At 35.7% G+C, this 15,808-nt stretch carries 15 protein-coding genes; 3 read left to right on the plus strand and 12 right to left on the minus strand.

Annotated elements, in window-relative coordinates; translation table 11 throughout:
• Positions 1 to 9: 9 nt before the first annotated feature.
• A complete protein-coding gene (locus tag AB1279_RS14985) occupies positions 10 to 957 on the minus strand; it encodes a sugar-binding transcriptional regulator (RefSeq protein ID WP_429759615.1) in 948 nt (315 codons plus the stop codon).
• Between the two features lie 546 nt (positions 958 to 1,503).
• Between AB1279_RS14985 and AB1279_RS14990 the strand changes: the two genes are divergently transcribed.
• Entirely contained in the window at positions 1,504 to 2,148 is a 645-nt protein-coding gene (locus tag AB1279_RS14990; protein WP_429759616.1) for a nitroreductase family protein, read from the plus strand.
• 126 nt (positions 2,149 to 2,274) lie between these two features.
• Here the strand turns inward: AB1279_RS14990 and AB1279_RS14995 are convergent, their stop codons facing one another.
• The 10 genes from AB1279_RS14995 to AB1279_RS15040 all read right to left on the minus strand — a co-directional run bounded on the left by AB1279_RS14995 (position 2,275) and on the right by AB1279_RS15040 (position 12,309).
• A complete protein-coding gene (locus AB1279_RS14995) occupies positions 2,275 to 2,994 on the minus strand; it encodes a 3-ketoacyl-ACP reductase (protein ID WP_429759617.1) in 720 nt (239 codons plus the stop codon).
• A gap of 144 nt (positions 2,995 to 3,138) precedes the next feature.
• Positions 3,139 to 4,140, minus strand: coding sequence for a branched-chain amino acid ABC transporter permease (locus AB1279_RS15000; RefSeq protein ID WP_429759618.1), 1,002 nt, complete (start codon positions 4,138 to 4,140; stop codon positions 3,139 to 3,141).
• 7 nt (positions 4,141 to 4,147) lie between these two features.
• Positions 4,148 to 5,008 (minus strand): branched-chain amino acid ABC transporter permease, encoded by an 861-nt coding sequence (locus AB1279_RS15005; protein WP_429759620.1) that lies wholly within the window; start codon positions 5,006 to 5,008, stop codon positions 4,148 to 4,150.
• Between the two features lie 25 nt (positions 5,009 to 5,033).
• Complete coding sequence (locus AB1279_RS15010) at positions 5,034 to 5,738, minus strand: ABC transporter ATP-binding protein (RefSeq protein WP_429759622.1); 705 nt, start codon at positions 5,736 to 5,738, stop codon at positions 5,034 to 5,036.
• A complete protein-coding gene (locus tag AB1279_RS15015; protein WP_429759623.1) occupies positions 5,716 to 6,489 on the minus strand; it encodes an ABC transporter ATP-binding protein in 774 nt (257 codons plus the stop codon). Before AB1279_RS15015 ends, AB1279_RS15010 begins: the two co-directional genes overlap by 23 nt.
• 182 nt (positions 6,490 to 6,671) lie before the next feature.
• Entirely contained in the window at positions 6,672 to 7,895 is a 1,224-nt protein-coding gene (locus AB1279_RS15020; RefSeq protein WP_429761421.1) for a substrate-binding domain-containing protein, read from the minus strand.
• A gap of 280 nt (positions 7,896 to 8,175) precedes the next feature.
• A complete protein-coding gene (locus tag AB1279_RS15025; RefSeq protein ID WP_429759625.1) occupies positions 8,176 to 9,099 on the minus strand; it encodes a CobW family GTP-binding protein in 924 nt (307 codons plus the stop codon).
• A gap of 261 nt (positions 9,100 to 9,360) precedes the next feature.
• Positions 9,361 to 9,564 (minus strand): copper chaperone CopZ, encoded by a 204-nt coding sequence (gene copZ, locus AB1279_RS15030; protein ID WP_429750448.1) that lies wholly within the window; start codon positions 9,562 to 9,564, stop codon positions 9,361 to 9,363.
• A 24-nt stretch (positions 9,565 to 9,588) separates the two neighbouring features.
• A complete protein-coding gene (locus AB1279_RS15035) occupies positions 9,589 to 11,985 on the minus strand; it encodes a heavy metal translocating P-type ATPase (RefSeq protein ID WP_429759626.1) in 2,397 nt (798 codons plus the stop codon).
• 12 nt (positions 11,986 to 11,997) lie between these two features.
• A complete protein-coding gene (locus AB1279_RS15040; RefSeq protein ID WP_429759627.1) occupies positions 11,998 to 12,309 on the minus strand; it encodes a metal-sensing transcriptional repressor in 312 nt (103 codons plus the stop codon).
• Between the two features lie 261 nt (positions 12,310 to 12,570).
• Between AB1279_RS15040 and AB1279_RS15045 the strand changes: the two genes are divergently transcribed.
• Positions 12,571 to 13,113: a hypothetical protein gene (locus AB1279_RS15045; protein ID WP_429754327.1), complete on the plus strand. Its 543-nt coding sequence runs from the start codon at positions 12,571 to 12,573 to the stop codon at positions 13,111 to 13,113.
• Positions 13,114 to 13,280: 167 nt separating this feature from the next.
• Here the strand turns inward: AB1279_RS15045 and AB1279_RS15050 are convergent, their stop codons facing one another.
• Positions 13,281 to 14,936, minus strand: a complete 1,656-nt coding sequence (locus tag AB1279_RS15050) for a multicopper oxidase domain-containing protein (RefSeq protein WP_429759628.1) — start codon at positions 14,934 to 14,936, stop codon at positions 13,281 to 13,283.
• Between the two features lie 163 nt (positions 14,937 to 15,099).
• Here AB1279_RS15050 and AB1279_RS15055 point away from each other — a divergent pair, with 163 nt between their 5' ends.
• Positions 15,100 to 15,783, plus strand: coding sequence for a response regulator transcription factor (locus AB1279_RS15055; protein WP_429759629.1), 684 nt, complete (start codon positions 15,100 to 15,102; stop codon positions 15,781 to 15,783).
• The last annotated feature ends 25 nt before the right edge of the window (positions 15,784 to 15,808 follow it).

The following is a 15,808-nucleotide window of genomic DNA, read 5'->3' on the forward strand; positions in this document are numbered from 1 at the left end:
CCTTCTTTTTCAACCTTTTTCGTAATGTAACAACTCTTTTGCAGTATGCTGATCGATAATCAACACATTCGCATATCCGCCTCTTAACGCCCCATCAATTGCTTTTACTTTTCTAGAGCCTCCTGCAACAAGAACAGATCGCTTCTTTAAGCGCAACTCTTCTAAATCAATACCAATTGTTCGCTGATTAATTTCCTCACTGCAAATATTACCGTCTCCATCGAAGAAACGTGAACAAATGTCCCCAACAGCTTGTTCTTTCAATAGGTTCATTTCTTGTTCATTCAAATAACCTAATCGAAATAATAAAGCCTCATCTCTAACCGTTCCAACTGTGAAAATGGCAATATTAGCTTGTTTTCCCATCTCAACAATATGATGAATATGCCTATCCTGCTCTACTAATTCTTTTGTAACTGCATTATCAAATATAACTGGAAGCGGTAAATTTCGTGGTGTTGTTTGAAAAGCATCCGCAAACAAGGCGATCGTTTCACTCGCGTATGTATTTACACTTGAATGACTAATTCCTCCTTTTAATTGGACAACTTCTACCCCTTTTACATGCTGCGGGACAATTTTTCTAGCGATTTCATACATCGTCGTTCCCCAGCTCACACCAACAATATCACCATTTGTAACAGTCTTCTCCATATATTCAGCAGCATACTTGCTAATATACTCCGTAATGACTGTATACTCTGGTACTGAAGCAAATACGACATGTACCTCTAATAAATTATATTTTTCTTTAAGTAGGTTTCCTACATTATCTAAATCAGCAAATGGATCAGCTATTTTAATTTGAACAAACCCTTTTTCTTTTGCATATTTCAACAATCTCGAGATAGTCGGCCTTGAGATATTCAATTTATTTGCAATCTCTTGTTGACTATAATCAGATTGGTAATATAACCTTGCAACTTCAACGCTCAATTGTTGTTTTTCTTTATCCATATTCGTTATTTCTATACCCCTTCCAAACTTATTGTATCTTAATGGCATCATAACATTTCATGTTGTAAAATTCGACTATGTAAATTGGAGATAAACGTATTTCATTTCACAAATTAAATTTTAAGAGATGAAATAAATTACAAAACGATCATGAAACATCTCCTTGCACTCTATCAAGATGATTACATTTTTAATTATGTTCACAACATGAAAATGAAAACAGACAAACAGCAAAAGACTTTATTTCTAACAAATAATTTAGCAATTACGATTGCACCGCAGTTTTCAATTTTGAATGATTTTACCGAATTTTTGAATGACCTTAAAATTCTTCCTATAAAAGATGATAATTGGGCTTAGTCACCACTTTCTCTATGGCCTGTTCAATCTAAGGATAATAGTTTAGCTGAGATTGCAAATACTCTTTTACATCTAATTCAACAACATATGAGACACTTGTAAAGCAATAAAATTGCCGGTGAAATAAAATGTACGTTATAATAATCTGAGTTTATAGAACATTCAAAGTATAAGGGGCGATGAAATGTGCAAAAAGGATCAAAAACTACATCTGATTTTTTTACTACAATAAAAGAACGTCATTCAGTACGTCATTATGATCCAACAGTGAAGATTTCACGGAAGGAATTAAAAGAAATGTTGGGAGAAGCAATCTTGGCACCATCTAGCTCCAATCTCCAGCCGTGGCGTTTCCTTGTGATTGACGACCAAAATTTGAAAGAAAAGCTGCTTCCTATCGCATTTAATCAACAACAGATTGTAGATGCATCTGCCGTTATTGCTGTTCTTGGAGATATGGAAGGCTATAAGCAAACAGAGAAAATTTATCAATCAGCAGTTGACGCTGGCTATATGACGAACGAAGTAAAACAAACACTTGTGAATAATATTACAAACAGGTATTCAAACCGAGAAGCACAACTGATTAAAGAGATTTTATTAGTCGATGCAGGGCTTGTATCCATGCAGCTTATGCTTGTTGCAAAAGCAAGAGGGTATGATACAGTACCAATGGGCGGTTATGATGAAGAGAAATTCCAAGAAGCTTTTGAAATTCCAAAACAATACGTACCTGTTATGTTAATTGCCGTGGGTAAAGCGGCAATACCTGGGCATCCAACAACACGTTTGTCTGTTGGTGACGTGACATTTTGGAATGAAATGCAATAAAGTGAACCTGCCTTTATCAAGTAATTAAAAAACTACAAGACAAGGATAATTACACTTTATACAAAACCGGATAGCTGTCCTAAAAAGAACAGCTATCCGGTTTAATAATTCTAATCATCTATTCTCTTACGGATTTGTAGACCATAATCCAGCAGATTTAATGAATGTACGTTTATTTAATTTCAGCTGTGCTACAATAAATTCGGCAATATCTTCAGCTTGCATAACTCTATCTGGATTACCATCTGTCAAACCTAATTCTACTGCCATATCTGTTGCAACTGTACTTGGTGTTAATGCTGTAACACGAATATTATGTTTACGTACTTCCATTGCTAACGATTCAGTTAAACCAAGAACACCAAATTTAGAAGCACTGTACGCGCTTGTTACTGGTGCTCCCTTTTGTCCAGCTGTCGATGAAATATTAATAATATCACCGGACTGCTGTTCAATCATTCCTGGTAACGCAGCACGAGTTACATAATAGACGCCCATTAAGTTCACTTGAATGATTTTTTCCCATTCTGCAACTTCTAGTTCTAGGAAATTGCCAAATTTAGAAATTCCGGCATTGTTAATTAAAATGTCAATAGAACCTAAACCATTTTTCAATGTTTCAATTGCTTCACTTACTTCTTCATATGAAGATACATCAGCAATAGCAATTACAGCTTTCACACCTTCTGCCTCTACCTCTTTTGCAACAGCCTTTAAATTTTCTTCTGAACGTGCTAAAAGTCCTACATTCACGCCTTCTTTTGCTAAAGCGATTGCGACAGCACGGCCAATCCCTCTGCCAGCTCCTGTAATTAATGCATTTTTTCCTTGTAATAATTCTGCCAAATCTAACACTCCTTATTCATTCTAAATTGCTAATTTTTTCATAGCATAAATTTTATCTATATATTATTTAAAATACAATACTGCACTTTAATGTGCGTAGGTTACCTATAAGTAACTATAAGGTAAAAGCTATTTTCTAGTGTATTAAGCACTATGCTCAATTTGCTCCCTCTTCCCTTTTCTCTTATGTCGTTTCCAGCTCACCAACTTCCTAACTGTTCCTAACATACCTGTTGGAAGACCTAATAAGACGATGATATACAATAAACCAAGAAAAATTGTCCATCGTTCAAAAATTGGATACTGCGCAGCAAGCTCTGACAAATAGTATTTCAAAGATTCAATCATTCCTGCTCCTATTATCGCCCCTACTAATGTCCCAATGCCACCGATTGTCGTCATTAATAAAGCATTCAGCGTCATGTCAATTGAAAAAACAGTCGTATTTACAAAGCGAAGTGTAATAACAAATAATCCACCGCTCATAGATGCTACAACTCCAGCTACAACACTCGCAATTACTTTATAGTGAAGAATTTTATAACCAAGTGCTTCTACACGTTGTTCATTTTGCGAAATCGCTTTTAATACGTTTCCGATTGAAGATTTCGTAAACAGTTGTAGTAATAAAAAAATGATTACTAGACTTATTAATGTAATATAGTAAAATGTGAAACGATCTCGAAATATATCAGGTACACGAAACGTAAAACCATCTCCCCCATGCGTGACAGTTCGCCATTTTTCAGCTAGCACAAAGAATAATTGAGAAATAGCTAGTGTTAGCATCGCATAAAAATGACTTTTTAATCGTAAGGAAAGCATACCGACTATATAGCTAATGACCGCTGATAAAGTGACTGCTAATAGAATCCCAATAAAAAAACTCGATATCGTTGTCTCTTGTCGGTCTAATAGGAGTGCAACGCAATAAGCACCGATTCCAAAGAACATACAATGCCCAAACGACACAATTCCCGTATAACCTAATAGAATATCAAAGCTCATTGCAAAGATTGCGAAAATGAAAATTTGTGTAAACAAGATTAACATGCTCCTTGAATCGTTTATAAAAGGAAATATGATGAAACAAAAAAGAATTACACCCCAAAAATATAAGCTAGCCCGATTAGATGATGTAGCCATAACAATCTCACCCCTTTTCACCAACAAGTCCTGTTGGCTTAACTAATAAGACGAATAACAGCATCAACATGTTTATCGCAAGCGATAAATCTGGAATATAGTATGCTGTAAAAGCTCCTGCCAAACCAACAATTAAGGATGCAATTACAGAACCTTGTACACTGCCTAATCCACCAATTATTACAACGATAAAAGCTAAAATAGCATACTGCATCCCCATTTCAGCAAAAATAATACCCGAATAAGGCGCGAGGAGAAAGCCACCTAACGCCGCCATCCCAGCTCCTAATAAAAATACGAAAGAAAAGATAGCTTTCACATTAATCCCAAGCGCTTGAACCATCTCTTTATCCATTACACCAGCACGAATCATAAGCCCAATTTTCGTTTTTCGAAGTAACAATACAAATCCGATGTAAACGAATAAACCGATTAAAATAACAAATAAGCGATACTTGATTAATATGATTCCATCAAATGTAAAACTTCCTTGTAACCAATTCGGTAACTTAGCTCCTATCGGATTCGGCCCCCAAAATACTTTGATACATTCACTAAGCACGAGCATACCACCAAGTGTAACCAGAAGCTGACGAACATGATTTCCATAAACAGGACGGATGAGGAATCTTTCTAATATCCAACCAAGAAACATCCCCATCACAATAGCACCAAATAATGCAAACATATAACTGCCTGTTACATGAAACAACCACACCCCAGTGAAAGCACCCCATGCAAATAGTCCACCATGAGCAAAATTAAGAACACTCATTAAACCGAAAATGAGTGTTAGGCCAGATGCTAATAAGAAAATAAGCACACCTGTCGAAACACCATTTACAAATAAATTAATCAACACATCCACGTTTTTCACCTCATCCATATCAAGGTTAAGAAATCCCTAAATATTTATGACATGTTTCCTTATCTTCCTTCAGTTCACTCATCGGACCATTATGCACAATTTTCCCATTATCCATAATGTAAAAGTAATCGCCAATTTGACTGGCCATCATAAAATTTTGTTCGACAAGTAAAACAGTTGTTTTCTCCTTCATTTTTAAAATTGAGATCATCAACTTCTCAATCATGATTGGTGACAATCCTTTACTAGGCTCATCAATAAGCAGCAGGCCTTCACTGTTAATATAAGCTCTTGAGATAGCGAGCATTTGCTTTTGGCCTCCACTTAATAAGCCACTCTTTTTATACCAAAATTGTTTTAAGTCTGGAAAGAGATTCAGCATCCACTCTACTTTTTCATCTGTTTCTTCATTCTTTTTCGTTTGAGCAAGTGCAAACGTTTCTTCAACCGTTAAGTCGTAAAATATCCCTTGATTTTCTGGCACATACCCTATACCTTTTCGAGAAATCATATGTGTTGATAGCCCATTTACTTTCTCGTCTCCAAAATAAACTGCTCCGTTAGAAATGGTATGAAACCCCATAATAGAACGCAGCGTTGTCGTTTTCCCTGCTCCGTTTCTTCCAAATAAGACTGTAATGGTTCCTTCCTCCACCCCAAAAGAAACACCTTGCAAAATATGAAACTGATCTAAATACGTTTCTATATTATCCACTTTTAATAGTGTCACTGTATAATCCTCCTAAATATGCAGTTTGCACACGCTCATCCTTCATGATCTCCTCTGGTAACCCTTCAGCTAATAACTCACCCTGAAATAACACAATAAGATGATCAGATAAATGAAGGACCATATCCATTTTGTGCTCAATTAGTACAATCGTATTTTCACGATTATTTTTTATATTTTCAATTACTTGTAAAATAGCAGGAACTTCTTCAAGAGAAATACCCGCTGTCGGTTCATCTAACAACAACATATCTGTTTGAAGTGCTAAAAGCATTGCAAGTTCCAATTTTCGCTTTTCTCCATGAGCTAAATCTTTTGCAAGTACTTCTTCCTTTTCATTCAGCAACACAACCTCGAGTAAATGGCGTGCTTCTTCTTGTTGCTGCTTATACTGAGACGGGCGCGGGAAGAAGCTATAATAATCTTTCGCATAAGACTGTACACCAAGCCGAACATTTTCAAGAACCGTTAATTCTGGAAAAATGTTTGTAAGCTGAAAAGAACGTCCCATACCAAGACGCGTTCGATCTGGAATCGATAACTTTGTAATGTCACGTTCCTTAAAATAAATCTCCCCTTTTGTCGGAGAAAGTTGACCGCTTAACAAATTAAAAAGGGTGGTTTTTCCTGCTCCGTTCGGTCCAATAATGGAAATAAGTTTTCCTTTCGGTATCATCAAATTTACATCTTTAATAACATGATGTTCCCCAAATGAGACAGAAAGTTCGCGAGTCTCTAACAATTTCCCCACACTATGTCCTCCTCTCAAAGGATTCCTTAATTCCCTACTGATTACTAGTCTCCACCTATCTTCTTCGTTTTCTCTGAACCCTGAGGCGGAGTTTTAAAGTGAAAAGTTTTCCATCCCTTTATGATAGGAATGGAAAACTTTCACTGTTCGTTACAATAAGACTTATTTTTTTATTATTCAGATTATTTATTGCGAATTGGCGGTTCTGTCTCTGTCATTTTTAATTCCCTCTCTAAAACTGGAACAGGATAATCAATTCCATCTTGTTTTTTCAATGTAATTGAATAAAGCGTTTGCAAAGCTTGATGATCTTCCGCACGGAATTTCATTGTTCCTTTTGGTGTTTCAAACTCCATTCCTTCCATCTTTTTAATGAGCGTATCAGCATCAGTATCGCCTTTCGTTTTCTTTAAGGCCTCGACGATTGAAATAGCAGCTGACATCCCTCCAGCTGTAAACAAGTCTGGAACAGCACCGTTAAATCGCTTTTTATGCTGTTCTACTAACCAATCATTCACTTTATTTTTTGGAAGCGTATGATAATACACTGAAAATCCTTGCATGCCAACTAACGCATCCATTGTTTTTAATGCTGGAATATCAGGTGCACCCGTTGAAATTTTAATACCTTGCTGCTCCACATTCATATCTTTTAATTGCTTCCATGGCGAATTTGCACCTGCCCAAACAATAAATAAATAATCTGGTTTTGAGCTTATAATATTTTGTATATTTGCCGTAAAATCAGTAGAATTCGCATCAGCATATTGCTCATTTACAATGTTTGCACCTAACTTCTTTGCTGCATCTTTAAATGCCGCAATCCCTTCTCTTCCGAATGCATTGTCTTGAGCTAGTGTAGCAATCTTCACATCTTTCTTAGCAATTGATGCTGCACCAGCAATTGCATCTTGAGATGAATTCCGCCCTGTTCTAAAAATATATTTATTCCAGTTCTTCCCCGTAATACTATCTGCTACAGCTGGCTCAACAACCATTATTTTTTCATACTCTTCAGCCAATGGTAAAATTGCTAACGTATCACTTGAACTAGATGAACCAACCAAAAAGTCTACTTTATCTTCTTCTAATAGTTTCGTAGCTTTTTTAACGGCTACATCCGCTTTTGTTTCCGTATCTTCTACAACAAACTTAATCTTTTTCCCTTCCACTTTTCCTGTTCCACCTGTTGCATAATCCAGACCGAGCTCAAATCCATTTACTGTTTGTTTTCCATACGATTCAAGTGGTCCAGTTAACGAAGCAAGAACACCTACCTTAACTGTTTTTGTTTCCTCATTACCTGTACTTGCTTTTTTTCCAGAGCACCCAACTGATACGAACAATGAACCAAGTATACAACTGGTGCACACCATTTTTAGCCACTTACGTTTTTTCACTGACATCATGATTCCTCCCCTATCATTTACCTTCTTAGAGAATCGAATACACTGAGGTGAACTATCCGTAATAATGACATTTCTCAATATCAATCGCTACTATGATATAAAATTTCTTGAAGTACCTCTAATTTCTCTAACTTTTCCCAAATCCCTTCCAGTTTATTTGTAAATATTTACTAATAACATGTTCGTTTCTTAACTAAAAAAAGGAATGACTAAAAAACTAGTCCTTCCTTCTCTAATAAAATTAATATATTCATCTGAAAACAACCGTACACAAACCTTACAACTCAACTTGTTCCAAACTCTCTAGCTCCTTCTTCAGTTTCGCTTTATCTAAATTATCTCCAATAATTACAAGGTTTGTAGGGAACCCAAAATCCTGCTCTAATAAAGATGGCACACCAAATGAGTATTGCAGCAACGTTGGGTATTTATCACCATGGAATTTCACAAACCCTTTTACACGATAAATTCCCTCAGGTAAATTAGAAAGCCACTCGTACAAATTGCCCTGATCAATTGATTTTGTAAATGGATAGGTCATAGTTTGAATATGTAAATGCTGTTTCACATGTAATTTTTCATGATTTTGATTATTCGCTAGCGTTACCTCTTCGAAATCCTCTAAAGATATATTACAATACTGTGTTTCGTATAATTTTGCATGTCTATTTATTAACGCCACTTCCTCAATAACCTGTTTCTTTTCTTCGTCTCTCAGCAAATCTGATTTATTGATAAGGATATGACTTCCATACTTCATTTGTTCGTTTAAAAGCTGTTGCACACTTTTACTTAATGTTTCCCGATTTAGCCACCTGATTGCATCTAATACAACAATAATGGACTTCACTTCAATATAAGGAGCTAAAATAGGTGAGAGACAAGCGTCTAATACTTCAATCGGATGCGCAACTCCCGTCGTTTCTATATAAACTACATCAGGTCTCTCCTCCTGATATAAGGAATGTAGCTGAATTTCTAATTCATCTTTCATCGTACAGCAAATACAGCCTTTTAAAAGTTCTCTTAAAATATTTTCTCGTCCTACAATATCTGTATCTACTGAGTATTCGCCTATTTCATTCATTAGCACTGCAACTTTTCGATTTTTCTTCTTTTCAGCTAATAATAAATTTTGAAGCAGCGTTGATTTCCCGCTCCCTAAAAAACCACCTAAAATATGAATTTCTACTTTGTTCATATTATCAACCATCCATTTCTTTGTTTCTGACTACACTTGCAGCTACTTTTACAGCGCTGTTATAAAACGTAATTATTACGATTTATATTCATTATTCTAGTAAATTCAATTTTATTTGTAAACAAAACACGATTATTTGGGTAACAGATTATGCCCATTCGAAGCCTATCACATTTAACGATACAAATTATTTATCATTAAATGTGATAGGCCGCTTTTAATCAAACGGCCTTTTTACTAAGAATTATTGAATTTCCCTATTTACTGCACATCGTATCCTTGATCTTCAATAACTTCTTTCATTTTTTCTACATCTACTTTTGCTTCATCATATTTGACATTTACAGTTCCCTCTTGCAGGTTAACTTCTACATTTTGTACTCCCGCTAACTCTGTAAGTGCATTTGTTACTGCCATTTTGCAATGATTACACGTCATTCCTTGTACGTTTAATGTGATAGTCATCATATATTCCTCCATTTTATTCATTTATATTTTAACGCGTTTCAAACGAAGTGCGTTAGTCACAACAGATACAGAGCTAAATGCCATCGCCGCTCCGGCTACCCAAGGCTCTAATAATCCAAATGCCGCCACGGGAATACCGATTGCGTTATAAAATAAAGCCCAAAACAAGTTTTGACGAATATTTTTCATCGTCTTACGACTTAACTCAATCGCTTTTGGTATATGTGATAAGTCACCGCCAACTAACGTAACATCTGCAGTTTCAATTGCTACATCTGCACCTGTTCCAATCGCCATACCAATATCAGATTTCGCAAGAGCTGGTGCATCATTAATACCATCACCTACCATTGCGACTCTCTTTCCTTGTTTTTGTAAATCCTCTACAATCTTAGCTTTATCCTCTGGCAATACTTCTGCAAATACATGGTCAATATGAACTTGCTTTGCAATCGCCTCAGCTGTACGTTTATTATCACCCGTTACCATGTATATTTCAATTTCCATTTGCTTGAGTGTTTGAATTGCATCCTTCGAACTTTCCTTTACAGTATCAGCAACAGCCATTATTCCAGCAAGTTTCCCATCAATTGCGACAAGCATCGCTGTTTTACCTTGATACTCTAGTTCTTTCATAACCTCTTCATGCTGTGAAATTTCTACAGATTGCTCATTCATTAATTTACGCGTTCCAACAAGAACCTTTTTGTTTTCAATATCCACTTCAAGACCATGACCTGGAATTGCTGCAAAGTGCTGTAACTCTTTCAATTTTATCTCATGCCGTTTTCCATATTCAACAATCGCATGGGCTAACGGATGTTCAGAAGCACTTTCCGCTGAAATCGCATAATCCAGCATACCTTCCTGAAATTCTAATACATCGGTAACTTCTGGTTTCCCTTTTGTTACGGTTCCTGTTTTATCTAGCAACACTGCATTGATTTTATGCGTCCCCTCTAGATATTCACCTCCTTTAAAGAGAATACCCTTTTCTGCTCCTTTTCCCGTACCAACCATAATCGAAGTTGGTGTAGCCAGACCTAGTGCACATGGACATGCAATGACAAGAATCGCAATTCCTACTTCCAATGCTTTTGGTAAATCCCCTGGTGTTATAAAGAAATACCATACAATAAAGGCAACTAAAGCAACCGCTACAACAATAGGAACAAAAATACCCGAAATGATATCTGCTAATCTCTGAATCGGTGCTTTAGATCCTTGCGCTTCTTCAACAATTTTAATAATGCCTGCTAATGCTGTGTCTTTTCCAACTTTTTCAGCTTGAATGGTCAGCATCCCATTTGCATTAATCGTTGCACCAATAACAGAATCTCCTTCTTTTTTATCCACCGGAATAGATTCTCCAGTAATCATAGATTCATCAACAGAAGATGCCCCTGAAATCACGATACCATCCACCGGTATTTTTTCACCGGGTTTTACAATCATGATATCTCCAATCACAACTTCTTCTAACGGCACTCGTACCTCTTGATCATTACGAACAACAAGTGCATCTTTCGCCTGTAAACTTAATAATTTAGAAATTGCTTCTGTTGTACGTCCTTTTGCCATTGTTTCAAAGTACTTTCCGACCAAAATTAACGTAATTAAAACCGCGCTTGTTTCAAAATATAAATCAGGAGTGTATGCAGGATTTCCTAACGTTTTCAAAGTTTCATATAAACTATAAAAATAAGCTGCTGATGTTCCTAAGACAACTAAAACATCCATATTCGCACTTTTATTTCGAAGAGCCCGATAAGCACCTACATAGAAGTGTCCTCCAATATAAAACTGAACTGGTGTTGCCAATAAAAGCTGAAACCACGGCTTCATAAGAATATGCGGTACTGGTACTCCTGTATCAAATGGCATATGTCCAAGCATTGTATAAAGTAAAGGTAAGGACAAAATAATCGAAATAATAAGTTGACGCTTTTTCTCCTTAATAACCTCTTCTTTTCTTTCCGAACGCTCTGCATTTTCGTTACGGATTTGCCCCTTATATCCAATTTTCTTTATTTTTTCTAAAATATTTTCTGTAGAAACTAAATCTTCATTGTACTCTACAACGGCGCTATTTGTAGCTAAATTAACAGTTGCATGTGAAACGCCTTCCATTTTATTTAGTACTTTTTCAATTCGGTTTGCACAAGCTGCACATGTCATTCCTTCAATATCAAAAGTAACTTTTTCTGCTGATACGCCATACCCTAACTTCTCAATTTTCTCTTTTATATTTGAAATTTCTTGCTGAGAAGAATCATATTTGATACTTGCTTTTTCCATTGCTAAGTTTACGTTAGCTTCTACCCCATCCATTTTATTTAGCACTTTTTCAATCCGGTTGGCACAGGCTGCACATGTCATTCCTGTAACTCCAAGCGTAACATGTTTTTGTTTCTCCATCTTATACCCCTCCTATTTTGAAAATTGCTTAATTACGTTCATCAATTCTTGAATCGATTCGTCCCCGTTTCCCTCATGAATCGCCTTTGCAACGCAATGCTTTGTATGACGCTCCAATAAAGAAAAACCTACTTTATTTAAGGCTGCATTAATCGCTGAAATTTGAATTAAAATATCAACACAGTAACGGTTATCTTCTACCATCTTTTGAACACCACGTACTTGCCCTTCAATACGCTTTAAACGTTTTATAACACTTTGAATTTCCTCTTCTGTTCGAGGAACCATTTTTTGATTTATTTCATTATCTTTACAATGATCCATTTATATCACCTCATGTATTGTAATTACCAATCTTTATATACATTATACGGGTAGGGGGTATAAATTACAACTGTTTATATACCTATTTTTTGAAATTTTTTCAAAGAAAATACATACAAGCACACTTGTATGTATTTTATCAGAACAACTATTTTCATTCTCTCCCTTAAATTATGCAGATATTTTGCAGACATACATAGGCATAAGTGCTCTACATTTGCACATATGATGAAATGAACAAAAGGACAGGGAGGTATCACTATATCCACTTATACGTTAACTACCCTAACGCTTTGTTTTATCTTAGTTATTGTTACAGCATTTATTACTAAATCTAAAGGTACCCTAATGGAGTATATGGTATTTATTATGTCTTTTAGTATGAGCACCGGATTAAGCATAGGATTCTATCTTGGTATTATTTTGAAAGGAGACTTGTTGCATTCTACTTTACTTTCTATGTTGATTAGTGGCATAGTTGGACTTTTAGTTGGGCTATCCTTTCATCTCTACTCTGCTTTAGAAGGTATGTTTTCTGGATTGATGGCAGGTATGATGGGAGCTATGGTGACGGAAATGTTGAATGCTCAGCAAGCACACAGTATACTTCTTATTAGTATTTTGTTCACAATTGCCATTACTACGTCATGTATCATTCAATTCTTGTCAAAAATTTTCTCTTCTTACATTCACCGCTGGTTTCTATTTTTACTTTCAGTTAGCATTATAATTCTTCTCACTGTTTTTATAACATTTCCAGATCATAATTCACCTTCTTCTCAACACAATCAACACATACATTAACTGAATCAAGATTTCAAAAAATAGTATAAAGTGAAACTTCCATCAGTGGGGGCTTACTACCTGTTTATGCTGGATCGATTAAACACTTCATACAACATATCAATAAAGCAGCTCTCCAATTGGAAAGCTGCTTTATATTATCTATAATAAATTACACAAATTTTACATCACTCTGGCATATTAGGAATATTAGGATTTGGAACATAATCAGATTTATAATCTTTATATTTCACTTCTGTTACCATCCCTGCAGATGCATGATGCAAATCATGGCAATGGAACATCCATTCACCTGGATTATTCGCTACAAATGCTACCTCGTATTCTTCTCCTGGTTTCAAGTTTAATGTATCCTTTACAATCGGAGAACCTTCTATTGGTTTTCCATTTTTACTTAATACTTGGAAGAAGTGCCCGTGCAAATGCATCGGATGATCATCCATTTTAGAACGATTTACTAATTTTACTTTTACTAGATCGCCTTTTTTCACTTGAATTGGATCAATATTAGGGAATGTTTTCCCGTTAATTGTATATACCATTCCATTGCCATTCATTTCTGTGTTCAAATCCATTGTATATGTGGCATTATATTGCTGATCTAATGTGAAGCTTCCTAATTTCTTAGAACCATATTTCGTCATATCTAATTTTGGAAGTTTTTCTTTTTCATTCGCTTTATCTTTCATATCTTTGCTGCCATCATACTCAATAACAGCTTTCATTCCTTTTACACCCTTTCCTTCTCCATGGTCCTCAACATACCATTTCCCAGGGTTATTCGCCGTAAACTCAACATCATAACGTTCCCCCGGTGCAATTGAAATCACTTCGTCTTTTACAACCTTTGGATCATTTATTGGCTGTCCATCTGTTGCAATTATTTTTATATCATGACCATGAACATGGATGTTGTGTGATAAGTAACCAGCATTGATAAATCGGAGTCGAACTTTATCTCCTTTTTTTACTTTCAACGGCTCTATTAAATCCCCGCTTTTCCCATTGATTGTGAATAGATCATACATACTCATATTATGACCTTCCATATTCATATTTCCATGATCCATTCCTTCCATATTACCTGATTCTTTTTTATTACTTCCCATATCCATACTAGAATGATCCATACCGTTCATATCATCATGCTTTTCCATATTTCCATGATTCATACTAGACTTATCCCCATCTGATTTTTCGGTTTTCTTTTTTGTCATTTCCTTAATTTGTTTGTCAATTTCTTTTTTATCAGTTACCCATTCGTCTAACATTAACGTGTAATCTTTATCATATTTTTCATTTGTATCTTCTACAACAAGAGCACCATACAGTCCTCGATCTAGTTGATTAACGGAGTCTTGATGCGAATGATACCAATATGTTCCCGGTACATTTGCTTCAAATTCATACGTAAAACTTTTCCCTGGCTCAATCGCATCTTGCGTAACGCCTGGAATTCCATCCATATTATTTGGAACAGGATATCCGTGCCAGTGGATCGATACCGGTGCAGATAGTTCATTTTTTAGTGTGACCTTAACCTTTTCACCTTTTTTTACACGAATTTCTGGTCCAGGAGAAGAACCATTAAATGTCCATACTGGAACAACAACACCGTTACTTAGCCTTTGCTTCCCTTCTTTCGCCACTAGCGTAACTTCAGGACCCTTTATCACTTGTAATGGTTTTGTTGCTGTTTCAGTCTGTGTGGTCTTTTTTTCGTTCATATTTTTATGATCACTTGCTGTATTTGTAGTTGCAGAACATCCAGCAATTAAAGAAATTGCTACGATTGAAATCCCTGTTAATACCGTTCTCTTCATAAAAAATCCCTCCCCAGTTTGTTCGTAATTATTATATAGAACAATTATCAAGAAATTATGGAGAGACAAAGACAAGAAAACACATAACGGCCTGCACAATTTCTTCAATATCTTTTAGTAAAATATCTTATATTTAGGTATCATTTAATTAAGGGGGGCCTATATGATTAACATTCTATTAGTAGATGATGAACCACGTATGCTAGATTTACTTTCATTATATTTAGCCCCTAGGGGGTATCGCTGTACAAAAGCAACTTCTGGTAAAGAAGCGATTTCTTTATTAGAAGAAAAAGAATTTCGATTAATTTTACTAGACATTATGATGCCCGAAATGGATGGTTGGGAAACTTGCATGAGAATTCGTGAGTTCAATAGTGTACCAGTTATCATGCTAACTGCTCGTGATGATACACAAGATGTTGTACAAGGATTAAAAAAAGGAGCTGACGATTATATTACGAAACCGTTTCATGAAGAAGAATTATTAGCTCGCATAGAGGCCGTGCTACGCAGAACAAAGCAGCATCATAAAATAGAATATAAAGGATTGGTGTGGGATGAAGCAAAACATACTGCTTCTGTGCATGGAAATGAACTGTTATTAACTCCAATTGAATTTTCGCTACTCGGTTTATTTTTAAATAATGTAAATTACGTATTTAGTCGTGAGCAACTTATTGAACGTATTTGGGGACATACATCAGAAACAGAGGATCGAACTGTAGATTCGCATATTCGTAACTTGCGCGAAAAATTACGAAAATCTTCATTTCCAATTCATGATCACCTTAAGACGATATATGGAATCGGATATCGCTGGGCAAGTGAAGAGAAAGATATATGATATTACTAAACAACAAGGATCGTGA

The sequence above is a fragment of the Bacillus sp. S14(2024) genome (assembly GCF_050473785.1).
In the GTDB taxonomy this organism is placed as follows: domain Bacteria; phylum Bacillota; class Bacilli; order Bacillales; family Bacillaceae_G; genus Bacillus_A; species Bacillus_A yunxiaonensis.